Origin of the sequence: Cryobacterium sp. W22_MBD10_FK3, assembly GCF_052113745.1 — a bacterium.
Classification (GTDB): Bacteria; Actinomycetota; Actinomycetes; order Actinomycetales; family Microbacteriaceae; genus Cryobacterium.
Window position 1 is genome coordinate 58,080 of sequence record NZ_JBGQOH010000012.1, and the last position, 24,864, is coordinate 82,943.

Here is a 24,864-nt window from a genome sequence, read left to right on the forward strand (position 1 = left end):
CCGAGTGAGCACAGCATGCGATTGAGCGAATTTCGTCAGGCCCTGAAAGACGAGTTCGGCGAAAGCTACGGTCGGGTGCTCACCCGGGACCTCGTCCTCGGTGCGCTGGGCCGCACCGCCGATCAGGCTCTGGCCGGCGGGGTCCCCGCCCGCGACGTCTGGTTGGCCCTCTGCGCTGAAACGGATGTCCCGCAGGCGCGGCGACACGGCGCCGGGCTTCCCCCGGCCCGCAGCTGAACCGGCCGATCCGGCAGCGACACAGGCAGCAAGACCATGAACCGAACACGGCCCGGCCCTCCAGCCGGGCCGTTCGGTGTTTCACGACGAGTTTCCGACACACCGCGCCAGCGTCGAATGTCTGTTCGGTTGTTGGTAGGCTCCTCCACAGTAGTAGTCGAAGACGGATTGTCCACCGTCGCCGTGCCGCCCGGCCAGTGTCGGGGGTGCTGCGTACAGTCGGCTTCGTCAACGACAACAGCGCAACTGCCTTGTCGAGGGCGATCACCGGGGTCCTCCCGCTGATCGAAACGACAGCCTATAGGCGCCACGCGCACGACCCAAAGGAGCACACCATGGCATCAGCAGCAGACCGCGAGAAGGCACTCGACACCGCCCTCGCCCAGATTGACCGCCAGTTCGGCAAGGGCTCGGTCATGCGCCTCGGCAGTGACGAGCGCGCACCCGTTGAGACCATCTCCACAGGGTCGATCGCTTTGGACGTCGCGCTCGGCATAGGCGGGCTGCCCCGCGGCCGCATCGTGGAGATCTACGGACCGGAGTCCTCGGGTAAGACCACGCTCACCCTGCACGCCATCGCGAACGCGCAGAAGAACGGCGGCATCGCCGCCTTCATCGACGCCGAGCACGCCCTCGACCCCGAATACGCCAAGAAGCTCGGCGTCGACATCGATGCTCTCCTGGTCTCGCAGCCCGACACCGGTGAGCAGGCGCTCGAAATCGCCGACATGCTGGTGCGAAGCGGCTCGATCGACCTGATCGTGATCGACTCCGTGGCCGCCCTGGTGCCGCGTGCTGAAATCGAGGGCGAGATGGGTGACTCCCACGTGGGTCTGCAGGCCCGCCTGATGTCCCAGGCCCTCCGCAAGCTCACCGGTGGTCTCAGCCAGACCAACACCACCATGATCTTCATCAACCAGCTGCGCGAAAAGATCGGCGTGATGTTCGGCAGCCCCGAGACCACCGCCGGCGGCAAGGCGCTGAAGTTCTACGCGTCGGTGCGCCTGGACATTCGTCGCATCGAGACCCTCAAGGACGGCACCGAAGCCGTCGGTAACCGCACCAGGGTCAAGGTCGTCAAGAACAAGATGGCGCCGCCCTTCAAGCAGGCCGAGTTCGACATTATCTACGGCGTGGGCATCTCCCGTGAGGGCAGCCTGATCGACTTCGGTGTCGATCAGGGCATCGTCAAGAAGTCCGGTGCCTGGTACACCTACGACGGCGATCAGCTCGGCCAGGGCAAGGAGAACTCGCGCAACTTCCTGCTGCGCAACGCCGATATGGCCAACGAGATCGAGACCAAGATCCTCAACAAGCTCGGCGTCGGCGCCGAGGGCAAGGCCGCGAAAAAGGCCTCCGACGACGCCGCCACTGCCGCAGCGGCCGCCGAGGCCGCCGCAACCGGAGCGGCCACCGGTACCGACGGTGCCAAGGTTGCCTCGATCGCGCCCAAGGGTGCCGCACGCAAGGGCGCCTAGCCGTCATGGTCCGCTTCGAAGCCTCCCCGGAACGCACGCCCGACCGTGCCGACCTGGCCCCGGTGACCTACCTGCCCGGGGCCAGCCCCGCCGAGCAGGCGGCAGACGCCGTGGACGAGGCCGCAGAGGAACGCGAGCACGCGGAGAAGCTGCTCCTGCAGCGCCTGCGGGGTCGTTCCCTCTCGGTCTCCGAGGCCGAGAAGCTGCTGCGGTCCACCGATATCGACGAGGAGGCGGTGCAGGAGATCCTCGAACGCTTCGCCGAACTGCACTACCTCGACGAAGAGAAACTCGCCGATCAGATCATGCACAGCCACCACGAGCGCAAGGGGTTGGGGCGTAGCGGCGTCGCCGCCGAAATGCGCCAGCGTGGGCTCGACGCCGAACTGATCGCGGAGAAGCTCGACGAGATGCCCGACGACGAGGCCGAACGTGCCACGGAACTGGCGCTCAAACGGGTGCAGCAGCTGGACCGGTTCGACGACGCCACGATTGATCGGCGGCTCACCGGCTTCCTGATGCGCAAGGGGTACGCCTCCTCGGTCGTGCGCGACGCCGTCAAGGCCGCGCTCGCGTCCCGTCGAGGCTCCGGTCGCACGTCAACGGTGCGCTTCCGCTGATCTGAGCGGCCCGGCGCAAGCGTAAGCTGAGGGAACTATGAGCAGCGTCACCGCACCATCCCTCGCCACCCCGTCATCCCTCGACCCGTCGCCGCACGCGACCACGGTGATCGCACCGTCGGCGGCGGCGAGGGATGACGCCGGCCGGGCCCGCACCTACGAGGTGCGCACCTTCGGCTGCCAGATGAACGTGCACGACTCCGAACGGCTCAGCGGCTCCCTCGAGGCGGCCGGCTACGTGTCGGCGGCGGGCGCCGAGGCCGACATCGTCGTGATCAACACCTGCGCGGTGCGGGAGAACGCCGACAACAAGCTCTACGGCAACCTCGGCTATCTGGCCTCGGTCAAGCGCAAGCACGCCGGCATGCAGATTGCCGTCGGCGGCTGCCTGGCCCAGAAAGACAAGGCCACGATCCTCGCCAAGGCACCCTGGGTCGATGTGGTGTTCGGCACCCACAACATGGGCTCGCTGCCCAGTCTGCTCGAGCGCGCCAGGCACAACGGCGAGGCCCAGTTGGAGATCCTCGAGTCCCTCGAGACGTTCCCGTCCACCCTGCCCACCAAACGCGACTCCAGCTACAGCGGCTGGGTCTCGATCTCGGTCGGCTGCAACAACACCTGCACGTTCTGCATCGTCCCGGCCCTCCGCGGCAAGGAGAAGGACCGCCGCCCCGGCGAGATCCTGGCCGAGATCCAGGCCCTGGTCGACGACGGCGCCATCGAGGTGACCCTGCTCGGCCAGAACGTGAACTCCTACGGCGTGGAGTTCGGCGACAGGCTCGCCTTCGGCAAGCTCCTGCGCGCGGCCGGCCAGATCCCGGGCCTCGAGCGCATCCGCTTCACCAGCCCGCACCCCGCCGCGTTCACCGACGACGTCATCGACGCCATGGCCGAGACCCCCGCCGTGATGCCCCAGCTGCACATGCCGCTGCAGTCGGGCTCCGACCGGGTGCTCAAGGCCATGCGCCGCTCGTACCGGTCCACCAAGTTCCTCGGGATCCTCGAGCGGGTACGCGCCCAGATGCCCGACGCGGCGATCAGCACCGACATCATCGTCGGGTTCCCCGGTGAGACCGAGGAGGACTTCCTCGAGACCATGCGGGTCGTCGAGGAGTCCAGGTTCGCCACGGCCTTCACCTTCCAGTACTCGATCCGGCCCGGCACGCCGGCGGCCACCATGGCCGACCAGGTGCCCAAGGCCGTCGTGCAGGACCGCTACGAGCGGCTGATCGCCCTGCAGGAACGCATCTCATGGGAGGAGAACCGCAAGGTGGTCGGCCGCGAGGTGGAGCTTCTCGTCGCCAACGGTGAGGGCCGCAAAGACGCCGACACCCACCGGCTCAGCGGGCGCGCGCCCGACAGCAGACTCGTGCACTTCGACGTGCCGGCCGGCTCTGACCTGCCCCGCCCCGGCGACGTGGTCACCGTCACGGTCACCCAGGCCGCCCCGTTCCACCTCATCGCCGATTCCCTGGACGGCACACCGCTCCGCATCCGCCGCACCGTCGCCGGGGACGCCTGGGACCGGCAAGAGGCCGAATCCTGCGGCGTGCCCACCCCGGCCGGCTCCACCGGTGGCGCCGTCTCCCTCGGTCTGCCGACCCTGCGCGTCGGCGGTCCGTCCGCGCCCAGCCTGAACCTGGCCAACCTCAACCAGCACGGCGGGGCCACCACTATTCCGATCTACCCGGTCGACGACGCGGAACGCTAGAACCCGGTGCTCGTTGTCATCGTCGGTCCCACCGGTACCGGCAAGTCCGAGTTGTCCCTGGACCTGGCCGAACGGCTGATCCGCTCCGGCCGGCCGGCCGAGATCGTGAACGCCGACGCCATGCAGCTCTACCGGGGCATGGACATCGGCACCGCCAAGCTGCCCATTCACGAGCGGCGCGGGGTGCCGCACCACCTCCTGGACGTGCTGGACGTGGCCGACGAGGCCACCGTCGCCCGCTACCAGGTGGAGGCACGAGCCGCCATCACCGGCATCGTCGAACGCGGGGCAGTGCCGATTCTGGTCGGCGGCTCCGGCCTCTACGTGTCCTCCGTCGTCTACGACTTCCAGTTCCCCGGCACCGACCCCGTGCTGCGCACCCGCCTCGAGGCGGAGCTGGTGGAGCAGGGACCCGGCCTGCTCTACGAGCGGTTGAAGGCCGTCGATCCGGAGTCGGCTGTACGTATCGGCGCGAGCAACGGGCGCCGCCTCGTGCGTGCGCTCGAGGTCGTCGAGCTGACCGGCGCACCGCACGTGGCCGTGCTGCCCGGCGACCCGGTCTATTGGATGCCCGCCGTCACGTTCGGGCTGCGTCTGCCGCGCGAGGTGCTCACCCCGCGGCTGGACGCCAGGGTCGACCGGATGTGGGCGGCCGGTCTCGTGGACGAAGTGCGCGGGCTCATCCCGGCCGGACTGGAAGGCGGTGTCACCGCCAGCCGGGCGATCGGCTACGCCCAGGCCCTCGGCCAGCTGCGCGGCACCCTGTCGCAGGCCGACGCCGTCGAGGCCACCCAACAGCTCACCCGACGGTACGCCCGCCGGCAGGTCAGTTGGTTCAAACGCGACCCGCACACGCACTGGATCGACGCCGACGACACCGACCGGGTCGACCAGGCCGACAGATACCTGCCCTGACGGTCGAGGCCCTGTCGAGTCCCTAAACTGAGGGCATGGGCATCGATCTCCACTTCACCAAGGGCCATGGCACCGGCAACGACTTCGTGCTGATTGCCGACCCCGACGGCCTTCTCGACCTCAGCCCGGAGCAGATCCAAGGCATCTGCGACCGTCGGTTCGGCGTGGGCGCCGACGGCATCATCCGCGCCGTGCGCTCGGCCAACCTCGACGCCGGTGCAGCAGCCCTGGCCGAGGACGAGCACGCCGAATGGTTCATGGACTACTGGAACGCCGACGGCACGGTGTCGGAGATGTGCGGCAACGGCATCCGTGTGTACACCCGCTTTCTGCTCGAACAGGGCCTGGTCGAACTCGGCCAGGGGGAGACCCTGCCGATCGGTACCCGCAGCGGCGTGCGCGACCTGCAGCGCAACGCCACCGGCTACCAGGTAGACCTGGGCCGCTGGCGCCTGGAACCCGGCGAAACCCTCGTGCGCGCCAAGAACCTCGCCGTAGCCAGGCCCGGCCTCGGCATCAACGTGGGCAACCCGCACGTCGTGGTGGCTCTGGCCGACGAAGACGAGCTGGAGAGCGCCGATCTCACGTTCATTCCCCAGCTGGATCCCGAGCCCGCCGAGGGCGCCAACGTGGAGTTCGTGCTTCCCCACGACCCGCTGGTCGTCGACGGTGTCGGCCGCATCCGCATGCGCGTGCACGAACGCGGCAGCGGCGAAACCCTCTCCTGCGGCACCGGTGCCGTCGCCGCAGCACTGGCGACCCGGCACTGGGCCGGCCAGGGCGCGCCGAATCAGTGGCGGGTGGAGGTGCCCGGCGGCGTTCTCGGCGTGCGGATGTTCCCCACCGAAGACGGCGAACACGTCTCCCTCTCCGGCCCGGCGGACCTCGTCTTCGACGGAACCCTCAAACTCGCCTGATCGCACCCCTGCGTTGCTCGGGCCGGATGCTGTGACTGGTCAGGCGGGTTTGTGCGCCTGCAGGATGCGGAAGCCCTTGTCGGTGGCGTAGCGGGAGACCTCGAGAGCGCCGGGCTGGCCGGCGCCGGGGAACTCCTCGGCGAGCCAGCGGTGCAACGAATCGGAGCCGAGGTTGCGCTGCACGACGAGCCAGGCATCCGTACCCGGCGCCAGACGCGGCAGCCAGCGCTCGAGCATCGAGTGCAGCTCGGACTTGCCCACCCGAATGGGCGGGTTCGACCAGATGCCCGCAAAAGTCAGCGTGTCGGGAACATCCGCCGGGAGGACGGCGTTGATGTTGGTGAGCCCCAACTTGGTGGCGTTCATCCGCACCAGTTCGAGGGCTCGCTCGTTGACGTCGACGGCCCAGACGGTGGCGGACGGGTCGGCCAGCGCCAGGTGCAGGCTGATCGGTCCCCAGCCGCAGCCGAGGTCGAGAACATCGCCGCCGCCGGAGGGCAGGGGCGCCTCACGCATGAGCACCTTGGTGCCGGTGTCGATGTGTTCGGGGGAGAAGATCGCGTTAGCGGTGGTGACCTCGCGGATCTGGCCGGCGATTTTTACGGTGATCTGCCGCAATTTCAGGTCGCTGCCCGGAGCTGACGAGAAATAGTGTTCGGAAGCCATACAACGAACTTATCGAAAGAAGAGGAACTAGAGTTAAAGCAATGACTGATATAAACGCTCCACACGATGGCGATGACGATGTAGTTGCGCGCGTGCTGGCCAGTGCCGAGAGCCGGTCGTCCGGCTACTCGTTGTTCGCGAGCGGATCCGCCCAGGCACTGCAGGCCCGCCCGGCCGGCGGCGGTTTCGACGGTAACGACCACGACGGCGAACAGACCGAGCGTGAAGACCGCAACGCCCTCCGCCGGGTCGGCGGCCTCTCCACCGAGCTTCAGGACGTCACCGAGGTTGAATACCGCCAGCTGCGCCTCGAAAACGTGGTGCTGATCGGCGTCTACTCCGCCCGCAGCCTGCTCGACGCCGAGAACTCCATGCGGGAGCTCGCCGCCCTGGCCGAAACCGCCGGAGCCACCGTGCTCGACGGCCTGCTGCAGCGCCGCGCCACCCCTGACCCCAGCACCTACCTCGGCAAGGGCAAGGCCCTCGAACTCGCGTCCATCGTGGCGGCGCTCGGCGCCGACACGGTGATCGCCGACTCCGAACTCGCGCCCAGCCAGCGCCGTGCCCTCGAAGACGTGGTCAAGGTGAAGGTCATCGACCGCACCGCCGTGATCCTGGACATCTTCAGCCAGCACGCCAAGAGCCGGGAGGGCAAGGCGCAGGTCGAACTCGCCCAGCTGGCCTACCTGCTTCCCCGCCTCCGAGGCTGGGGTGACTCGATGTCCCGCCAGGCCGGTGGCCAGGTCGGTGGCACCGGAGCCGGCATGGGTTCGCGCGGACCCGGTGAGACGAAGATCGAACTGGACCGCCGCCGCATCCACACCCGGATGTCGCGCCTGCGCAAGCAGATGCTTGAGATGAAGCCGGCCCGCGAGGCCAAGCGCGCCAACCGCAAGCGCAATGCCGTGCCGAGTGTGGCGATTGTCGGCTACACCAACGCCGGCAAGTCCAGCCTGCTCAACCGCATCACCAAGGCCGGCGTGCTGGTGGAGAACTCTCTCTTCGCCACCCTCGACGCCACCGTGCGCAAGTCCACGACGGCCGACGGCCGGCTGTACACCTTCACCGACACTGTCGGTTTCGTGCGCAACCTGCCCCACCAGTTGGTCGAGGCGTTCCGCTCCACCCTCGAGGAGGTCGCCGACTCCGACGTCATCATCCACGTCGTCGACGCGTCCCACCCCGACCCGGCCAGCCAGCTGGCGACGGTGCGCGAGGTCATCGGCGAGGTCGGGGCCAGCGACATCCCCGAGCTGGTCGTGTTCAACAAGAGCGACCTGGTCAGCGACGACGACCGTCTGGTGCTGCGGGGCCTCGCGCCCAAGGCGATCTTCGTATCGGCACGCAACGGCGAGGGCATCGACGAGGTGCTGCAGATTCTCGAAACCATGCTGCCCCGTCCGGAAATCCGTTTGGACCTGTTGATTCCCTACGACCGCGGTGACCTCATCCCGATCTTGCACGAGCAGGGCAAGGTTCTGGCGCTGGACTACTCCGAGACCGGCACCCAGGTCACGGCCCTCGTGTCGCCCGGCATCGAGGCGCAGTTCACCCCGTTCGTCGTCGCCCCGGCCATCGCCGGCTGACACCGAACCCCGCGAAGGCGGCCCCCGCATCCTGATTCAGGAGCAGGGGTCGCCTGCGGTCATTAAGGCGGCGGGCCGAGGAACGTAACAATCGGCCATGCAGAAGCGCGCGAGGAATCCGCGTTGTTAGAGTCATCTCATTCGTTGTCGGCAGGCTATTCTGCCCGGCATGGAGCGACAGCCGAGCCCGGCACCCGCCCGCGAGCAGCCGCCTGGTTTCCCTGGCGGTCCGCGGCCGCCAGGCCTTCGAAGTGAACCCACCATGCCGAATGAGGAACCATGACCGCGAGCCCAGACACAGCGCCGACGGACCCGGCCTGTCCAGAGAACACCCCGTTCTCCTTCGAGCTGTACCCGCCCAAAACTGATGCCGCCGCCACGGCGCTGCACACCACCATCGACGCCCTCGCCGCGGCCGGACCCGACTTCATCTCGGTCACCTATGGTGCCAGCGGCTCGTCACGCGTCTCGTCCCTAGACGTGCTGCGCTACATCCGCCGGACCACCCGGGTGGACCCGATGGCACACCTCACCTGCGTCGGCTCGTCGCACGCCGAGGCGAGCAGCCTGATCCGCGAGTTCCTCGACGCCGGCGTGCGCAGCTTCCTCGCCCTCCGCGGCGACCCGCCGGAGGGCCTGACCGAGAACGACGCCTTCCTCGGCGACCTGCACAGCGCCGGCGAGCTGGTGCAGCTGATCCACCGGGTGCAGGCCGAGCGGGTGCCGTACCAGGAGACCCCCATCCCGGGCCTGCCGCGGGCGCGGGCGGTGAAGACCGAGCGTGAGCACGTGCGTATCGCCGTGGCCGCCTTCCCGAACGGTCACCCGCGCTCCCGCTCCACCGCGCAGGACATCGACACGCTGCTGGCCAAACAGGCCGCGGGTGCCAACCTGGCCATCACCCAGCTGTTCTTCCATGCCGACCACTACCTCAGCTTCATCGAGCGGGCCAGGGAGGCCGGGGTCGAATTCCCGATCCTGCCCGGCATCATGCCCGTGACCAGCCCCGGCCGGCTCCGGCGCATCCTCGAGCTCTCCGGCGAGGAGCTGCCCGCCGAGCTCTCCATTCAGCTCGAGGTGGAACCCACCCCGGAGGGCCAGCGCGAGATCGGAATCGAGCACGCCACCACCCTGGCCAAGAAACTCATCGCCGGCGGGGCTCCCGGCCTGCACCTCTACGCCTTCAACCAGCACGAAACCGTGCTCGCGGTGCTCGACCGGGCCGGCGCGCTCGCACCGGCACAACCCGTCGTCTCCGCCCGCATCCCGCCGTCTACCCGCTCCGCGACCCCTCCCTCGACCAGCCCCACCAGCACCCCTGCCGGTATCTACTCCACGAAGGACTACAACTGATGACCACCACCGTCCCCGCCTTCCCCACCGGAACGATCCTCGGCTACCCCCGGATCGGCCGGCGCCGCGAGCTGAAGAAGGCCGTCGAAGCCTTCTGGGCCGGCCGCATCGACGCCGCCGAGCTCGAGACCATCGCTGCCGCCCTGCGCAGCACCACCCGGGAGCGCCTCGTGGGCCTGGGCCTCGGCCGCTCCGACTCGTCAATCCCCGAAAGCTTCTCGTTCTACGACCAGGTGCTGGATGCCGCGGTGACCGTGGGCGCCATCCCGGCCCGCTTCGCCGGCCTCGTCGACGCCGACGGCCACCTCGACCTCGCCGGCTACTTCACCCTGGCGCGCGGCGCCGGCGAGAACCTGCCCCTCGAGATGACCAAGTGGTTCGACTCCAACTACCACTACCTGGTGCCCGAAATCGGCCCGGAGACCAGGTTCCACCTGGCCAGCGACCGCATCGTGCGGGAGTTCGAGGAAGCCGTCGCCGCCGGCTTCCTCACCCGGCCGGTCATTGTCGGCCCGGTCACCTTCCTGCTGCTGGCCAAGCCGAGCGAAGCGGCCCCGGCCGGCTTCCACCCCCTGGACCGCCTCGACGACCTGCTGCCGGTCTACGCGGCCCTGATCGAACGCCTCGCCGCGGCCGGCGCGGAGTGGGTGCAGCTGGACGAACCGGGTCTCGTGAGCGAGAGCATCGACATCCCGCGGGACCGCGCCCTGGCCGCCCTGGCCCAGGCCTACGACACCCTCGGCGGGCTCGACACCCGACCGGGACTGTTCGTTGCGGCCCCCTACGGCAGCCTCGACGACGCCCTCCCGGTGCTGGCCAACACCCCGGTCGAGGCGATCGGCCTGGACCTGGTGCGCGGCACGGTGCCGGCCGGCATCCCCGGGCTGGAGGACACGACTCTGGTGGCCGGCGTCATCGACGGCCACAACATCTGGCGCGGCGACCTCGCGGCGGCATTCGACACGGTCGGCCAGCTGAGCAGGCTGAGCGAGAACGTCGCGGTTTCCACCTCCACCTCGCTGCTGCACCTGCCGCACGACGTCACCGACGAGACCAAGCTGGGAGCCGACCTCACCAGCTGGCTGGCCTTCGCCGACCAGAAGATCGGCCAGGTCGCCACCCTCGCCCGCGGCCTCTCCCACGGTCAGGCAGCCATCCAGGCCGACCTTGACGCGGCCACCGCGGCACTGGCCCAACGTCGCGTGTCGCCCGGCGTGCGTGATGGCGCCGTGCGCGCCCGGCTCAACACGCTCACCCCGGCCGACTTCAGCCGGGGGGACTACGAGAGCCGGGTCGCCGCCCAGGAAGCCGTGCTCGACCTGCCGCCGCTGCCGACCACGACCATCGGTTCGTTCCCGCAGACCACTGAGATCCGCCGCGCCCGAGCCCGCCTGGTCTCCGGTGACCTCGCGCCGGCCGACTATCGGGAGCTGATGCGCGCCGAGATCGGCCGGGTCGTGCAACTGCAGGAAGACCTCGGCCTCGACGTGCTCGTGCATGGCGAACCCGAGCGCAACGACATGGTGCAGTATTTCGCCGAGAACCTCGACGGCTTCACGGTGACCGAAAACGGTTGGGTGCAGTCCTACGGCAGCCGGTGTACCCGACCGTCCATCCTCTGGGGCGACGTGTCCAGGCCGGCGCCCATCACCGTGGAATGGTCCAGCTACACCCAGAGCCTGACCGAGAAGCCGGTCAAGGGCATGCTCACCGGGCCGGTCACCATCCTGGCCTGGTCGTTCGTGCGTGACGACCAGCCGCTGGGGGAGACCGCCCGCCAGGTGGCGCTCGCCCTCCGCGATGAGATCGGCGACCTGGAAGCCGCAGGCATCCAGGTCGTGCAGGTCGACGAGCCCGCGCTGCGGGAACTGCTGCCGCTGAAGAAGAAGGACCACGCCGACTACCTCGACTGGTCGGTCGGCTCGTTCAGGCTCGCCACGGCGGGCGTCGCGGACCAGACGCAGATCCACACCCACCTCTGCTACTCCGAATTCGGGGTGGTGATCGACGCCATCCGCAACCTCGACGCCGACGTGACCAGCATCGAGGCCGCCAGGTCGAAGATGGAGGTCGTCGCCGACCTGCAGACCAGCGGGTTCGACCACGGCATCGGGCCGGGCGTCTACGACATCCACTCACCGCGCGTGCCCGGTGTCGCCGAGGTCACCGAGCTGCTCGAGCGGGCACTCGAATCCATCCCGGCCCGCCAGATCTGGGTGAACCCGGACTGCGGCCTCAAAACCCGTGGTTATGCCGAGACCGTCGACTCGCTGCGCAACATCGTAGACGCCACCCGCGCCGTTCGGGCCGCACTGGTCTGAACCGACAGCTGACGCAGAACAGGCCCGGTCCCTTGGGGGACCGGGCCTGTTCCGTGTGTGGAACCGGGCGGGGATCAGACCGAGCGCAGCACCGCGACGACCTTGCCGAGGACCTCGGCGTAGTCGCCCAGAATCGGCTCGAAGTTGGTGTTGCGGGGGAGCAGCCAGGTGTGGCCGTCGCGCTGCCGCAGCACCTTGACCGTGGCTTCACCGTCGAGCATCGCTGCCACGATCTCGCCGTTTTCAGCTGTCTTCTGCTGACGGATGACCACCCAGTCGCCGTCGCAGATGGCGGCGTCGATCATCGACTCACCGACCACCTTGAGCATGAACAGCTCGCCCTTGCCCACCAGCTGGCGGGGGAGCGGGAAGATCTCATCGATCTGCTGGTCGGCCATGATCGGGATACCGGCGGCGATACGGCCGACGAGCGGCACCATCGCCGCGTCACCCACCTGAATGCCGGACTGGTAGTCGTCTGCGGCGCCGGGGGTGACGTCGTCACCGGACTGGGGCAGCTCGATGAGCACCTCGAGCGCGCGGGGGCGGTGCGGGTCACGACGCAGGTAACCGCTCAGCTCGAGCTGGTGCAGCTGGTGGGTCACGCTCGACAGTGAGGACAGGCCGACGGCATCACCGATCTCGCGCATGCTCGGCGGGTAGCCGCGGTCGCGGACCGAACGCTGGATGACGTCCATCACCGCGCGCTGTTTGTCGCTCAGGCTCTTGCGGCGTCGCGTGCCGCCCTTGTCCCGAGGTGTGCTCTGTTGTGCCACGTTGTCGCTCCTCTGGTTAGTCGGTCGGGGCTGGTGCTGGTGCTGGTTGAAGGTGTCACTGGCCGGCTGCGGGAAGCCCGCCGGCGGCAATGTCGGAGGTGTCTGTTTGAGTACAGCTACCCGATCGAAACTGTAGCCACTGAGCAGCGATTCGTAGACACGCATTCGAGTGTGTTGCGGAATATCTCTCCATAATATCCGGAAACAGGGTTGATTGTTCGAACACTCGAAGATATATTCGGAACATAGATTCGCATCTGGCCCTCCCGGCCGAGGGCCAGATGCGTTACCAGGAGGTTTGACATGAGCGCAGCATACGCAGTGCAGCCCGGCTCGATCACCCGCGCCACGGCCACCCGCACCCCTTCCACCGGTACCGCCGGCATCCCACCGACCACGCACCTGCGCCTGACCCGCCGCGGGCGCGCCGTGTTCACGACCCTCGCCGCGGTGCCCCTGGTGCTTGGCGCCATCGGCATCGCCATCAACGGCGGCATGGCCGCCGCGGAGGGCACCGCCGGTGTCGGCGCCGTCGCGTTCGAATACGTCACCATCGAGGCGGGCCAGTCGCTGTGGCAGCTGGCCGAGTCGATCGCCCCCGCGCAGGACCCGCGCGACGTGATCGCCGACATCGTCAACCTCAACCAGCTGCCGTCCGAGGCAGTGCAGCCCGGCCAGCGCCTCGCCCTCCCTGCCAACTACTGACCTGCCGACTACTGACCTGCCGACTACTGACCTGCCGACTACTGACCTGCCGACTGCTGATCTGCCGGCTACTGAGCCGGCAGCCGGGATTCGGCCCAGATCGGGGCGGCTCGCGGCGCAACTAAGCTTGTTCGGGTGACCAGCCTCGACGACCTGCCCCTGCGTGACAACCTCCGCGGACACATCCCCTACGGCGCCCCCCAGTTGCACGTGCCGGTGGCGCTGAACGTCAACGAGAACACCCACCCGATTCCGCCCGCTGTCGCTGCCGACATCGCGGCGGCGCTGGCCACGGCCATCCTCACCGTCAACCGGTACCCGGACCGCGAGTTCACCCAACTGCGTGACGACCTCGCCGGCTACCTCGGTCACGGCCTCACCCGCGACAACATCTGGGCGGCCAACGGTTCCAACGAGGTGCTGCAGCAGGTGCTGCAGGCCTTCGGCGGGCCGGGGCGTTCCCTGCTCGGCTTCGCGCCAACCTACTCGATGTACTCGATCCTCGCCTCCGGCACCGATACCCGGTGGATCCCGGGCGGCCGGGACGCCGCCTACGAACTCACCCCGGCGACCGCCGCCCGCTGGGTGCGGGAGACCTCGCCAGACATCGTCTTCCTCTGCTCGCCGAACAACCCCACCGGCACGCCGTTGTCGCTGGAAACCATCGCCGCCGTCTACGACGCCACCCCGGGCATCGTCGTCGTCGACGAGGCCTACGCCGAGTTCGCCCCCGACGGCACCGAGAGCGCCCTCACTCTGCTGCCCGGCCGGGAGCGGCTGCTGGTGTCGCGCACCATGAGCAAGGCCTTCGCGTTCGCCGGTGTGCGGCTCGGCTACCTGGCCGCCGACCCGGCGGTGACTGATGCCCTGCGCCTGGTGCGTCTGCCGTACCACCTGTCCGCGCTCACCCAGGCCGCCGCCGTCGCTGCGCTCGCCCACACCGGGGAGATGCTCGCCATGGTCGACGACATCCGGGTGCAACGTGACCGTCTGGTGCGTGAGCTCACCGGGCTGGGCTACCGGCCGCTGCGGAGCGGCAGCAACTTCGTGCTCTTCGGCGGGGTCGCCGACCCGCACGCCACCTTCGAGGCCCTCCTGGCCGACGGCATCCTGATCCGCGACGTCGGAATCCCCGGCCACCTGCGCGTCTCGGCCGGCACCGAGGCCGAGACGAGCGCGTTCCTGACCGCCATCGCACGGCTCGCTCCGATAGCCGAATAAACTAACGCCATGAGCAACGTCACGCCCTCGCCTCGCCGTGCCCACCTGCAGCGCGAAACAAGCGAATCGAGCATCGACCTGTCGATCGACCTCGATGGCACCGGGGTGAGCGACATCCACACCAGCGTGCCGTTCTACGACCACCTGCTCACGGCGTTCGCGAAGCACTCGCTGACCGACCTCACCGTGCACGCCAAGGGCGACACCGAGATCGACGTGCACCACACCGTTGAAGACATCGGCATCGTGCTGGGCCTGGCCATCAAGCAGGCGCTGGGTGACAAGTCCGGCATCTCCCGCTACGGCGACGCCCTGGTGCCGCTGGACGAGGCACTCGTGCAGGCCGTCGTGGACATCTCCGGCCGGCCCTACCTCGTGCACACCGGCGAGCCCGCCGGATTCGAGTTCCACCTCATCGGCGGCCACTTCACCGGTTCCATGGTGCGGCACGTCTTCGAAGCCATCGCCTTCAATGCCGCACTGACCGTGCACGTCACCGTCGTGGGCGGCCGCGACCCGCACCACATCGCGGAAGCCGAGTTCAAGGCCTTCGCCCGTGCCTTCCGCCAAGCCAAGGCCTACGACCCGCTGGTTTCCGGCATCCCCTCCACCAAGGGCGCCCTATGACCTCGGTTGTCGTTCTGGACTACGGCACCGGCAATGTGCACTCGGCCGTCAAGGCGCTCGAGCTGGCCGGGGCCGACGTCACGCTCACCGGTGACCGCAAGCTCGCGCTCGAAGCCGACGGACTCCTCGTGCCCGGCGTCGGATCGTTCAGCGCCGTCATGGCCGCGTTGAGCGACGCGCACGGCGGCGACATCATCGACAAACGCCTCTCCGGCGGGCGGGCGGTGATGGGCATCTGCGTGGGCATGCAGGTCATGTTCGAACACGGCGTCGAGCGCGGCATCAACACCGAGGGCCTCGGCGAATGGCCGGGCACCGTCACCGCCCTGCCGGCCCCAGTGCTGCCGCACATGGGCTGGAACACCGTCACTCCCGATGCCGAGTCGGTATTGTTCCGTGGGCTGGAGGAGGAACGGTTCTACTTCGTGCACTCCTACGCCGCCCAGGACTGGTCGCTCGATGTCATGCCGCCATTCCCGGTTCCACGGCTCACCTGGGCCGAACACGGCAGCCGGTTCCTGGCCGCGGTCGAGAACGGCCCGCTGACGGCCACCCAGTTCCACCCGGAGAAGAGCGGCGACGCGGGCATCCGCCTGTTGAAGAACTGGCTCGGCACGCTCCGCGACTAGACATCCCCAGCCGACCGCTCCCTTCGCGGTCGCACGAACACGAAAAAGGTCATCAGCACATCATGAGCGAGTTCAACAAGACCCCGAAGCTGGTCCTCCTGCCGGCCGTCGACGTCGCCGACGGCAAGGCCGTGCGCCTCACCCAGGGTGAGGCCGGCACCGAGACCAACTACGGCGACCCGATGGATGCCGCCCTCGACTGGGCCAACCAGGGCGCGGAGTGGATCCACCTCGTCGACCTCGACGCCGCCTTCGGCCGCGGCAACAACACCGGCGTGCTCAAGAAGGTCATCAAGCAGCTCCGCGGCGTGAACGTCGAACTCTCCGGAGGCATCCGCGACGACAAGTCGCTCGAAGCCGCGCTGAACACCGGGGTCAAGCGCATCAACCTGGGCACTGCGGCCCTGGAAAACCCCGAATGGGCCGCCAGTGTGATCGCGCAGTACGGCGACGCCATCGCCGTGGGGCTGGATGTGCGCGGTACCACGCTGGCCGCCCGTGGCTGGACCAAGGACGGCGGCGACCTGTGGCAGGTGCTCGAACGCCTGGAGGAAGCCGGCTGCACGCGCTACGTCGTGACCGACGTCACCAAGGACGGCACCCTCAAGGGACCGAACATCGAACTGCTGCGCGAGGTCATGGAGCGCACCCACCGCCCCGTCATCGCGTCGGGCGGCATCGCCAGCCTCGACGATATCGTGGCGCTCCGCGAACTGGTGCCCCTCGGCCTGGAAGGTGCGATTGTGGGCAAGGCCCTCTACGCCGGCGCCTTCACCCTCGCCGAGGCGCTGGATGTCTCCGGCGCGTAACCTCGGCTCGACAGGCCTGCCGGAGGAGTCCCGAGACTCCGCCGCCGGCGCTGCCGACGACCCGGCCGCTGATTCCGCCGGCCAGCCCTGGGCCGGCCGCGCGCTGGACGACACCGAGTACGCCGACGACGACGGCCTGGCGCCCGCCGCGCTGATGCAGGCCCTCGCCAGATTCCGGGCGCGTGAAACCGGCGAGGAAAGCGTCATCGACGCCGTGCGGGCTGCCCGCCTGCTGATCCCGCTCGTCACCGCCCTCGGCGCGGATGCGGATGCCCCGCACACCGAGGGTGCCGCCGCGGCCGGGGACCGGGGCCCGCACGGGCTGCGGGTGGACAAGACCCAGGAGCTGTCGATCATCACCGTGGCCGGCCCCGACGGCCGGGCCGTGCTCCCGGTGTTCTCGTCGGCCGCGGCCATGCGGGCCTGGAACGCGCTGGCTCGCCCGGTACCGGCGGATGCCGTGCGGGTGGCGTTGGCAGCGGCCCAGGAGAACACCGACCTGGTGGTCATCGACCCCACCGCCGACACCGAGTTCGTGGTGCGCCGGCCGGCGCTGTGGGCGATCGCCCAAGACTCGCCGTACACCCCCAGCTACGCCAGCCGGGTGGTCGCTTCGGCGTTCGACGAGTCCATCGCGAGTGAACTCTCGGTGCTCTCGGTCAGCCTCACCGCCGGCGACCCGCAATCCACGCTCGCCGGTCCCGAGCTGGTCGTGCGCCTCGAACTCGTCGACGGGCTCAGCCGGGCTGTGCTCGACGCCACCCTGGCCCGCCTCGCGGCACGTTGGGCTGCCAACGACGTGATCGCCACCGGGGTGGACTCCCTGCGGGTGCAACTCGTCGCCTCCGCCTAGGCCCGGCCCGCCCGCGCTCATTCGCCCGCAGCATCCGCCATCGGCTGGGCCAACTGTTGCCGCAACGGACAATTGCACCCGGTGTGTCGGGTGCAATTGTCCGCACGGGCAACAGCTGAGGGCGGCATCCGAGCCGATGTCGGTGGTATCGGCAAGGATGGGGAGATGACGGAGATCCTCCAGCGCCTCTCGCCGGCCACCCGCACGTGGTTCTCCGGCGCGTTCGCCGCTCCCACCGAGGCGCAGCTGGGCGCCTGGGACGCCATATCCCGCGGCTCGCACACCCTGGTGATCGCCCCCACCGGGTCGGGCAAGACCCTGGCCGCGTTCCTCTGGGCGCTCGACAAGCTGTACTCCGCGTCGACCCACGACGTGGTTGCCGCCGGCGACGAGGGCCAGGATGCCGCTGTGCCCGCGACCGCGCCGGCCGCCGGGCCCACCGGAACCCGGGTGCTCTACATCTCACCGCTCAAGGCGCTCGGCGTCGACGTTGAACGCAACCTGCGCGCCCCGCTGGTGGGGATCGGCCAGGCCGCGGAACGACTGGGACTGCCGCCGGTACACGTGAGCGTGGGCGTGCGGAGCGGTGACACGCCCGCCGCGGACCGTCGAGCGCTGGTGAAAACACCGCCGGAGATCCTCATCACCACCCCCGAATCGCTCTTCCTGATGCTCACCTCCGCCGCTCGCGAGTCGCTGCGCGGCGTGGACACCGTGATCATCGACGAGATCCACGCCGTCGCGGCCAGCAAGCGCGGCGCGCACCTGGCCGTGTCCCTGGAACGCCTCGACGCCCTGCTGGCCACGCCCGCGCAGCGCATCGGCCTGTCCGCCACTGTGCGGCCGGCCTCGGAGGTGGCCCGGTTCCTGGCCGGCGTCGCCCCGGTGGAGATCGTGGCCCCTAAGAACGAGAAACGGTTCGACCTGCGGGTTGTGGTGCCCGTCGACGACATGACCCAGCTCGGCGCCGTGGCCATGCCCGAGGGCTCCACCTCGGCCGCCCCGCAGACAGGGTCGATTTGGCCGCACGTGGAGGAGGCGATCGTGGACGCCGTGCTCGAGCACTCCTCCTCGATCGTGTTCGCCAACTCCCGCCGCCTGGCCGAGCGGCTCACCGCCCGGTTCAACGAGATCTACGGCGAGCGGCTCGCCGCCGCCGAGGAGGCGGAGCTGGTGCTCGCCGGCGCTCCCGGGGGTGTCGGCCCGGACGGCGGCGCAGCATCCGCCGGCCCGGCGGTCGCGCAGCCACCGCGCGCGCCCGCCGAGTTGATGGGCGGCAGCGGGCAGAGCGAGGGCGCGGAGCCGTTGCTCGCCCGCGCGCACCACGGCTCGGTGAGCAAGGAACAGCGCGCCATGATCGAGGACGACCTCAAATCGGGCCGGCTGCGCTGTGTCGTGGCGACCTCCAGCCTCGAGCTCGGCATCGACATGGGTGAGGTCGACCTGGTGGTGCAGGTGGAATCGCCTCCGTCGGTGGCCAGCGGCCTGCAGCGGGTGGGCCGGGCCGGCCACCAGGTGGGCGAGATCTCCCGGGGCATCATCTTTCCCAAGCACCGGGCCGACCTGATCCACGCCACCGTCGCCGCCGAGCGGATGGTGTCTGGCATGATCGAGTCCCTGCAGGTGCCCGCGAATCCCCTCGACATCCTCGCCCAACAGACCGTTGCCGCCGTGGCCCTGGAACCCGTCGACGCCGAGGAGTGGTTCGACGCCGTGCGCCGCAGCGCCCCGTTCGCCACCCTGCCGCGCTCGGCGTACGAGGCCACCCTCGACCTGCTCGCCGGCCGGTACCCGTCAGACCAGTTCGCCGAGCTGCGTCCGCGCATCATCTGGGACCGCGACAGCGGCCTCCTCACCGGCCGGCCCGGCGCGCAGCGGCTGGCCGTCACGAGCGGCGGCACGATCCCCGACCGTGGGCTGTTCGGCGTCTTCATGGTCGGCGGTGACTCGTCCACCGGCCGCCGGGTCGGCGAACTCGACGAGGAGATGGTCTACGAGTCCCGGGTCGGCGACGTGTTCGCGCTCGGGGCCACAAGCTGGCGCATCCAGGAGATCACCCACGACAGGGTGCTCGTGCTGCCCGCCTTCGGCGAGCCGGGCCGGTTGCCGTTCTGGAAGGGCGACGGCCTGGGCCGGCCCGCCGAGCTCGGCGCGGCCATCGGCGCGTTCCTCCGCGAGGTGTCCGCGCTCAGCTCGGCCAAGGCCCGCGCGCGCTGCCTGGCCGTGGGCCTGGACGAGCGGGCGGTGACCAACCTGCTGGTCTTCCTCGACGAGCAGCGGGCCGCCACCCGCTACCTGCCCACCGACCAGACCCTCGTCGTCGAGAGGTTCCGCGACGAGCTCGGCGACTGGCGGGTCATTCTGCACTCACCGTTCGGCCTCACCGTGCACGCTCCCTGGGCCCTCGCCGTGGGCGCGCGGGTGCGCGAACGCTTCGGCATCGACGGCGCCTGTGTCGCCAGCGACGACGGCATCGTGGTGCGCATTCCCGACACCGAGGCCGAACCGCCCGGCGCCGACCTGTTCGTCTTCGACCCCGACGAACTCGAACAGCTGGTCACCGACGAGGTCGGCGGCTCGGCCCTGTTCGCCTCCAGGTTCCGCGAGTGCGCCGCCCGCGCCCTGCTCTTGCCCAGATACCGGCCGGGCAGCCGGTCGCCGCTCTGGCAGCAACGCCAGAAGGCCTCCCAACTGCTGGACGTGGCGCGCGAATACCCGTCGTTCCCGATCATCCTCGAGACCATCCGCGAGTGCCTGCAGGATGTCTACGACCTGCCCGCACTCGTGGGCCTGGCCAAGCAGGTGGCCAGCCGGGCCATCAGGCTGGTGGAGACCAGCACCGACACGGCCAGCCCGTTCGCCAACGCTCTGCTCTTCGGCTACGTCGCCGCGTTCATGTACGAGGGCGACTCGCCGCTGGCCGAACGCCGCGCCACGGCCCTCTCGATCGACTCCGGCCTGCTCGCCGAACTGCTCGGCCGGGTGGAACTGCGGGAGCTGCTCGACCCCGTCGTGATGGAACGCACCGACGCCGAACTGCAGCGCCTGGCCCCCGACCGCCGCGCGCGCGGCCTGGAGGGCGTGGCCGATCTGCTCCGCGGACTCGGCCCGCTCACCGTCGCCGAGGTCGCCGCCCGGCTGCAGGCTGCCGCCGACACCGCCGCGTCAACCGCGCCGGCGCCCGCGCCCGCCGCTGCGGGTGAACCGGCATCCGCCGACGCCGATACTCCCGAACCGCCGGCCGCGGGGGAGGCCGAAGCGCGCGCCCACCTCGAGGCCCTCACCACAGCCCGCCGTGCCCTCAAGGTGGGCATCGCCGGAGAGGAACGCTGGGCGGTGATCGAGGACGCCGGCCGGCTGCGCGACGCCCTCGGCGTGCCCCTGGCCCCCGGCATCCCCGACGCCTTCACCGAAACCCTGAAAGATCCGCTCGGCGACCTGGTCAGCCGCTACGCCCGCACCCACGGGCCGTTCACCACCGCCGATGTCGCCGCCAGGTTCGGCTTCGGCACCGCCATCGCCCTGGGCGCCCTGCGCCGGCTGGCCGACGCCCGCAGGATCGTCGAGGGCGAGTTCCGCCCGCACGGCAGCGGCAGCGAATGGTGCGACGCCGAGGTGCTCCGACGGCTGCGGCGCCGGTCGCTCGCCGCCCTGCGGCACGAGGTCGAGCCCGTCGACCAGGCCACTCTGGGCCGGTTCCTGCCGGCCTGGCAGCACGTGGGCGGCAAACTGCGCGGCGTGGATGGCGTCGTGTCCGTGATCGAGCAGCTCGAGGGTGCCCGCATCCCGGCCTCGGCCTGGGAGACCCTGATCCTGCCCGCCCGGGTCGCCGACTACAGCCCGGCCATGCTCGATGAGCTCACCAACGCCGGCGAGGTGCTCTGGGCCGGCGCCGGCACTCTCGCGGGTAACGACGGCTGGGTCAGCCTGCACCTGGCCGATACCGCGCCGCTCACCCTGCCCTTGCCCACCGAGCTGGAGACCACGCCGCTGCAGCGCGAGATCCTTGCCACGCTGGGCAACGGCGGTGGCTACTTCTTCCGGCAGTTGGCCGATTCGGTGGGCAGCCAGGACGACGGCGAACTCGTCGACGCGTTGTGGGATCTGGTCTGGTCGGGGCTGGTGAGCAACGACACCTTCGCCCCGGTGCGGTCCCTGGTGTCCGGCGGCAAGACGGCGCACTCCACCCGCCGGGCGGCACCGCGCGCCCGGCTGCACCGCGGCCGGGCCATGCCCAGGGCCAGCATGCCCAGCCGGCAGGGCCCACCCACGGTCTCCGGGCGCTGGTCGATCGTGCCGGTCGCCGACACCTCGGCCACCCGCCGCGCGCACGCCCTGGGCGAGACGATGCTGGAACGCTACGGGGTGGTCACCCGCGGCGCCGTGATGGGTGAGAACGTGCTCGGCGGGTTCGCCCTGGTGTACAAGACCCTGAGCGGTTTCGAGGAGATGGGGCGCTGCCGCCGCGGCTACTTCGTGGAGGGCCTCGGGGCGTCCCAGTTCGCCACCGCCGGCACCATCGACCGGATGCGCGGTTACGTCGACCAGCGCGAGCGCGCCGAGCGCGGCGACAGGTCGGCGCCCACCGCGGTGACCCTGGCCGCCACCGACCCGGCCAACCCCTACGGGGCCGTGCTGCCGTGGCCGGCCCTGCCCGAGGGCACCGGGCATCGCCCCGGCCGCAAAGCCGGCGGCCTGGTGACGCTGATCGACGGCGAGCTGGTGCTCTACGTCGAGCGCGGCGGTAAGTCCCTGCTGGTCTTCGACCCGGCGGCCGGAGATCAGGCTGATGCCGCTGCGACCGCTCCGGACGCGGGGATAGCCACGCCGGGCGCGATGACACCGATCGTTCCGTCGGCAGCGAAAGCGGCCAAGGCGCCATCGGTGGCGTCGGCGGGCAAGGCCGCCCGGCCCGGCACCCCGCACGAGCCCGCCCCCGAAGCGGTGCTGGCCGCGGCCCGGTCGCTGGCCGCGACCGTCACCGCCGGCCGGGTCGCCAAGCTCGCCGTCGAGACCGTGAACGGTGAGTTCGTGCTGAGCACCCCGGCGGGCGACGCGCTGCGCGCCGCTGGGTTCACCGAAACGCCCCGGGGGTTGAGGCTGAATGCCTGAGGGCGACACCGTCTACCGCAGCGCCCGCAGCCTCGACGAGGCCCTGCACGGGGCGACGCTGACCCGGTGCGACATCCGGGTGCCGGCGTTCGCCACGGTCGACCTCACCGGGCAGCGTGTGCACGAGGTGCTCAGCCGTGGCAAGCACCTGGTGGCGCACGTGGGGGAGACCAGCATCCACTCGCACCTCAAGATGGAGGGCACCTGGCACCTCTACCGGCACGGCACAGCGTGGCGGCGGCCGGCCTTTCAGGCCCGCATCATTCTGGAGACCGCGGACTGGGTGGCCGTGGGCTTCGAACTAGGCACCCTGGAACTGTTCCCCACGACGGAGGACGAGCAGCACCTCGGGTACCTCGGCCCCGACCTGCTCGGGCCGACCTGGGACGCCGCGGAGGCCGTGCGCCGGCTCCGTGCCGCCGGCGAGGCCGGGGACGGTGCGGCGGGGGAGCGGCCGGTGGCGGTCGCCCTCGGCGACCAACGCAACCTGGCCGGGCTCGGCAACGTGTACGTCAACGAACTGTGCTTTCTGCGCGGGCTGCTGCCCACCCGGCCGATCAGCCAGGTGGCCGACCTCGACGGTCTGGTGGCGCTCGCTCACCGGCTGATCACCGCCAACCGGGACCGCTCGGAGCGCACCACCACCGGCAACCTGCGCCGGGGCATGCGTACCTTCGTCTACGGGCGCGAACGGCAGCCCTGCCGCCGCTGCGGCACCCGCATCCGCTCCGCGGAGCTGGGCCGCAGCGAACTCGAACAGCGGGTCACCTACTGGTGCCCGCGCTGCCAAACCTAGCCAGCCCAACCCAACTGGTCCCCGTCCGGACAATTGGTCCCGGCGCACCGGGACCAATTGTCCGAAGCGGGACCAGTTGCTCTCGTGGGGAGCTAGTTGACCGGGCCGGTGAACTTCTCGCCCGGGCCCTGGCCGATCGGGTCGGGGATGGCGGATGCCTCGCGGAACGCCAGCTGCAACGAGCGGAGGCCGTCGCGCAGGCTGCGCGCGTGCATGTCTGAGATGTCGGGGGCGGATGCCGTGATCAGGCCGGCGAGGGCGGTGATCAGCTTGCGCGCCTCATCCAGGTCGATCTGGGTGTCGGGGTCGTCGGCGAGGCCCACCTTGACCGCCGAAGCGCTCATCAGGTGCACCGCCGCGGTCGTGATGATCTCCACCGCCGCCACATCTGCGATGTCCCTCGTAGCCTGGCCGGACTGGTCCTGGTCGTAATTGTCGCTCACTGGTTTCCTCTGCTATACTTACCCGGGCTCCGAGATGAAAGTCTCGGTACGAAAGTGGATAATCTCCCACCCGCGCTTGACCGCTTCATAAAGGTTACCGGGTAGTTTGCACTCCGCCGTCGCTTGCTGGTTACCAGCTCGCACGGCAGATAGGGTGCCGCACGTGATTGATGAGTGACGGAACAAGTAAAAGTTCTGGAACTTGGGAATTGCGCGCGCGATTGTCTACTCTTCGTCTCCGGACGACATCCGTTGTCAGGCTGTAGCCACGATGCTTGAGTAGAGGAGAGACGCATCAGCGATCCCCGTACAAATGACCGTATCCGCGTCCCCGAAGTCCGTCTCGTTGGTCCCAACGGCGAACAGGTAGGGGTCGTGGCGATTGATGTCGCCCTGCGCCTGGCACAGGAGGCTGACCTCGATCTGGTCGAAGTAGCCCCCACGTCCAAGCCGCCGGTCGCGAAGATCATGGATTACGGCAAGTTCAAGTACGAAGCTGCGCAGAAGGCCAAAGAAGCCCGGCGCAACCAGGCGAACACGATCCTCAAAGAGGTTCGTTTCCGTCTCAAGATTGATAAGCACGACTACGAGACCAAGCGCAAGCGCGCCGAAGGCTTCCTGAAGGCCGGCGACAAGGTCAAGGCCATGATTCTGTTCCGTGGCCGTGAACAGTCCCGTCCCGACCAGGGTGTACGTCTGCTTCAGAGATTTGCCGAGGATGTTGCGGAGTTCGGTTCTGTGGAATCGAGCCCGACCATCGACGGTCGAAACATGGTCATGGTGATTGGCCCGCTGAAGAACAAATCAGAGGCCAAGGCAGAGGCCAATGCACATAGAGCTGCAGATAAAGCAGCCAAACAGGAGGAAAAGAATGCCTAAGCAGAAGACCCACTCTGGGACAAAGAAGCGTTTCAAGGTCACTGGCTCCGGCAAGATCATGAAGCAGCAGGCCGGACTTCGACACAACCTCGAGGTCAAGAGCACGCAGCGCAAGTCACGCCTGAACCAGGACCAGGTTCTCGCCAAGGCCGACGTCAAGGCCATCAAGAAGCTTCTCGGCCACTAGGCCCCGTACCCCTAAAGGAATTA

General features: G+C 69.3%; 22 protein-coding genes. 19 read left to right on the top strand and 3 right to left on the bottom strand.

Going from position 1 to position 24,864, the window contains the following annotated elements; all coding sequences use genetic code 11:
- Positions 1-15: 15 nt before the first annotated feature.
- The 6 genes from ACEN2M_RS12380 to dapF all read left to right on the top strand — a co-directional run bounded on the left by ACEN2M_RS12380 (position 16) and on the right by dapF (position 5,878).
- Positions 16-237, top strand: a complete 222-nt coding sequence (locus ACEN2M_RS12380; RefSeq protein ID WP_441648436.1) for a DUF3046 domain-containing protein — start codon at positions 16-18, stop codon at positions 235-237.
- Positions 238-572: 335 nt separating this feature from the next.
- Complete coding sequence (recA, locus tag ACEN2M_RS12385) at positions 573-1,715, top strand: recombinase RecA (RefSeq protein ID WP_441648437.1); 1,143 nt, start codon at positions 573-575, stop codon at positions 1,713-1,715.
- A gap of 5 nt (positions 1,716-1,720) precedes the next feature.
- Complete coding sequence (locus ACEN2M_RS12390; protein WP_441648438.1) at positions 1,721-2,335, top strand: regulatory protein RecX; 615 nt, start codon at positions 1,721-1,723, stop codon at positions 2,333-2,335.
- A gap of 37 nt (positions 2,336-2,372) precedes the next feature.
- Entirely contained in the window at positions 2,373-4,046 is a 1,674-nt protein-coding gene (miaB, locus tag ACEN2M_RS12395) for a tRNA (N6-isopentenyl adenosine(37)-C2)-methylthiotransferase MiaB (RefSeq protein ID WP_441648439.1), read from the top strand.
- Positions 4,047-4,052: 6 nt separating this feature from the next.
- The gene (miaA, locus tag ACEN2M_RS12400; protein WP_441648440.1) at positions 4,053-4,961 is read left to right on the top strand and encodes a tRNA (adenosine(37)-N6)-dimethylallyltransferase MiaA; all 909 of its coding nucleotides are present in this window, start codon (positions 4,053-4,055) and stop codon (positions 4,959-4,961) included.
- A gap of 35 nt (positions 4,962-4,996) precedes the next feature.
- The gene (dapF, locus tag ACEN2M_RS12405; RefSeq protein WP_441648441.1) at positions 4,997-5,878 is read left to right on the top strand and encodes a diaminopimelate epimerase; all 882 of its coding nucleotides are present in this window, start codon (positions 4,997-4,999) and stop codon (positions 5,876-5,878) included.
- 39 nt (positions 5,879-5,917) lie between these two features.
- On the opposite strand, the gene ACEN2M_RS12410 is transcribed toward dapF, so the two are convergent.
- Positions 5,918-6,544 (bottom strand): class I SAM-dependent methyltransferase, encoded by a 627-nt coding sequence (locus ACEN2M_RS12410; protein ID WP_441648442.1) that lies wholly within the window; start codon positions 6,542-6,544, stop codon positions 5,918-5,920.
- 41 nt (positions 6,545-6,585) lie between these two features.
- Here ACEN2M_RS12410 and hflX point away from each other — a divergent pair, with 41 nt between their 5' ends.
- From hflX to metE, 3 genes are all read left to right on the top strand, one after another.
- The gene (gene hflX / locus ACEN2M_RS12415; protein ID WP_441648443.1) at positions 6,586-8,130 is read left to right on the top strand and encodes a GTPase HflX; all 1,545 of its coding nucleotides are present in this window, start codon (positions 6,586-6,588) and stop codon (positions 8,128-8,130) included.
- Positions 8,131-8,409: 279 nt separating this feature from the next.
- On the top strand, positions 8,410-9,483 hold the full coding sequence (locus ACEN2M_RS12420; protein WP_441648444.1) for a methylenetetrahydrofolate reductase: 1,074 nt from the start codon (positions 8,410-8,412) through the stop codon (positions 9,481-9,483).
- A complete protein-coding gene (gene metE / locus ACEN2M_RS12425; protein WP_441648445.1) occupies positions 9,483-11,804 on the top strand; it encodes a 5-methyltetrahydropteroyltriglutamate--homocysteine S-methyltransferase in 2,322 nt (773 codons plus the stop codon). Before ACEN2M_RS12420 ends, metE begins: the two co-directional genes overlap by 1 nt.
- A 74-nt stretch (positions 11,805-11,878) precedes the next feature.
- On the opposite strand, the gene lexA is transcribed toward metE, so the two are convergent.
- Entirely contained in the window at positions 11,879-12,580 is a 702-nt protein-coding gene (lexA, locus tag ACEN2M_RS12430; RefSeq protein ID WP_441648446.1) for a transcriptional repressor LexA, read from the bottom strand.
- Between the two features lie 303 nt (positions 12,581-12,883).
- Here lexA and ACEN2M_RS12435 point away from each other — a divergent pair, with 303 nt between their 5' ends.
- The 8 genes from ACEN2M_RS12435 (at position 12,884) to ACEN2M_RS12470 (ending at position 23,332) form a co-directional block, all read left to right on the top strand.
- Positions 12,884-13,285, top strand: a complete 402-nt coding sequence (locus ACEN2M_RS12435) for a LysM peptidoglycan-binding domain-containing protein (protein WP_441648447.1) — start codon at positions 12,884-12,886, stop codon at positions 13,283-13,285.
- Positions 13,286-13,420: 135 nt separating this feature from the next.
- Positions 13,421-14,506, top strand: a complete 1,086-nt coding sequence (locus ACEN2M_RS12440; protein WP_441648448.1) for a histidinol-phosphate transaminase — start codon at positions 13,421-13,423, stop codon at positions 14,504-14,506.
- Positions 14,507-14,515: 9 nt separating this feature from the next.
- Positions 14,516-15,133 carry an imidazoleglycerol-phosphate dehydratase HisB gene (gene hisB, locus ACEN2M_RS12445; protein ID WP_441648449.1) on the top strand — a complete coding sequence of 206 codons (618 nt, stop codon included), beginning with the start codon at positions 14,516-14,518 and terminating at the stop codon, positions 15,131-15,133.
- A complete protein-coding gene (gene hisH / locus ACEN2M_RS12450; protein ID WP_441648450.1) occupies positions 15,130-15,762 on the top strand; it encodes an imidazole glycerol phosphate synthase subunit HisH in 633 nt (210 codons plus the stop codon). Before hisB ends, hisH begins: the two co-directional genes overlap by 4 nt.
- Positions 15,763-15,824: 62 nt before the next feature.
- Positions 15,825-16,571, top strand: coding sequence for a bifunctional 1-(5-phosphoribosyl)-5-((5-phosphoribosylamino)methylideneamino)imidazole-4-carboxamide isomerase/phosphoribosylanthranilate isomerase PriA (priA, locus tag ACEN2M_RS12455; protein ID WP_441648451.1), 747 nt, complete (start codon positions 15,825-15,827; stop codon positions 16,569-16,571).
- Entirely contained in the window at positions 16,555-17,424 is an 870-nt protein-coding gene (locus ACEN2M_RS12460; RefSeq protein WP_441648452.1) for an SseB family protein, read from the top strand. The genes priA and ACEN2M_RS12460 overlap by 17 nt, the downstream gene beginning before the upstream one ends.
- A 165-nt stretch (positions 17,425-17,589) precedes the next feature.
- A complete protein-coding gene (locus ACEN2M_RS12465; protein ID WP_441648453.1) occupies positions 17,590-22,536 on the top strand; it encodes an Lhr family ATP-dependent helicase in 4,947 nt (1,648 codons plus the stop codon).
- Positions 22,529-23,332 (top strand): DNA-formamidopyrimidine glycosylase family protein, encoded by an 804-nt coding sequence (locus ACEN2M_RS12470; protein ID WP_441648454.1) that lies wholly within the window; start codon positions 22,529-22,531, stop codon positions 23,330-23,332. Before ACEN2M_RS12465 ends, ACEN2M_RS12470 begins: the two co-directional genes overlap by 8 nt.
- A gap of 92 nt (positions 23,333-23,424) precedes the next feature.
- Here the strand turns inward: ACEN2M_RS12470 and ACEN2M_RS12475 are convergent, their stop codons facing one another.
- Positions 23,425-23,775 (bottom strand): DUF1844 domain-containing protein, encoded by a 351-nt coding sequence (locus ACEN2M_RS12475; RefSeq protein ID WP_441648455.1) that lies wholly within the window; start codon positions 23,773-23,775, stop codon positions 23,425-23,427.
- 294 nt (positions 23,776-24,069) lie between these two features.
- Between ACEN2M_RS12475 and infC the strand changes: the two genes are divergently transcribed.
- Positions 24,070-24,654: a translation initiation factor IF-3 gene (infC, locus tag ACEN2M_RS12480; protein ID WP_084020755.1), complete on the top strand. Its 585-nt coding sequence runs from the start codon at positions 24,070-24,072 to the stop codon at positions 24,652-24,654.
- On the top strand, positions 24,647-24,841 hold the full coding sequence (gene rpmI, locus ACEN2M_RS12485; RefSeq protein ID WP_066594389.1) for a 50S ribosomal protein L35: 195 nt from the start codon (positions 24,647-24,649) through the stop codon (positions 24,839-24,841). The genes infC and rpmI overlap by 8 nt, the downstream gene beginning before the upstream one ends.
- Positions 24,842-24,864: the final 23 nt, after the last annotated feature.

Bases quoted from the DNA above. Each gene is read 5' to 3' on its own strand.
- ACEN2M_RS12380 (WP_441648436.1), top strand. From the start codon at position 16: ATGCGATTGAGCGAATTTCGTCAGGCCCTGAAAGACGAGTTCGGCGAA.
- recA (WP_441648437.1), top strand. From the start codon at position 573: ATGGCATCAGCAGCAGACCGCGAGAAGGCACTCGACACCGCCCTCGCC.
- ACEN2M_RS12390 (WP_441648438.1), top strand. From the start codon at position 1,721: ATGGTCCGCTTCGAAGCCTCCCCGGAACGCACGCCCGACCGTGCCGAC.
- miaB (WP_441648439.1), top strand. From the start codon at position 2,373: ATGAGCAGCGTCACCGCACCATCCCTCGCCACCCCGTCATCCCTCGAC.
- dapF (WP_441648441.1), top strand. From the start codon at position 4,997: ATGGGCATCGATCTCCACTTCACCAAGGGCCATGGCACCGGCAACGAC.
- ACEN2M_RS12410 (WP_441648442.1), bottom strand. From the start codon at position 6,544: ATGGCTTCCGAACACTATTTCTCGTCAGCTCCGGGCAGCGACCTGAAA.
- hflX (WP_441648443.1), top strand. From the start codon at position 6,586: ATGACTGATATAAACGCTCCACACGATGGCGATGACGATGTAGTTGCG.
- ACEN2M_RS12420 (WP_441648444.1), top strand. From the start codon at position 8,410: ATGACCGCGAGCCCAGACACAGCGCCGACGGACCCGGCCTGTCCAGAG.
- metE (WP_441648445.1), top strand. From the start codon at position 9,483: ATGACCACCACCGTCCCCGCCTTCCCCACCGGAACGATCCTCGGCTAC.
- ACEN2M_RS12435 (WP_441648447.1), top strand. From the start codon at position 12,884: ATGAGCGCAGCATACGCAGTGCAGCCCGGCTCGATCACCCGCGCCACG.
- hisB (WP_441648449.1), top strand. From the start codon at position 14,516: ATGAGCAACGTCACGCCCTCGCCTCGCCGTGCCCACCTGCAGCGCGAA.
- hisH (WP_441648450.1), top strand. From the start codon at position 15,130: ATGACCTCGGTTGTCGTTCTGGACTACGGCACCGGCAATGTGCACTCG.
- priA (WP_441648451.1), top strand. From the start codon at position 15,825: ATGAGCGAGTTCAACAAGACCCCGAAGCTGGTCCTCCTGCCGGCCGTC.
- ACEN2M_RS12460 (WP_441648452.1), top strand. From the start codon at position 16,555: ATGTCTCCGGCGCGTAACCTCGGCTCGACAGGCCTGCCGGAGGAGTCC.
- ACEN2M_RS12465 (WP_441648453.1), top strand. From the start codon at position 17,590: ATGACGGAGATCCTCCAGCGCCTCTCGCCGGCCACCCGCACGTGGTTC.
- ACEN2M_RS12470 (WP_441648454.1), top strand. From the start codon at position 22,529: ATGCCTGAGGGCGACACCGTCTACCGCAGCGCCCGCAGCCTCGACGAG.
- rpmI (WP_066594389.1), top strand. From the start codon at position 24,647: ATGCCTAAGCAGAAGACCCACTCTGGGACAAAGAAGCGTTTCAAGGTC.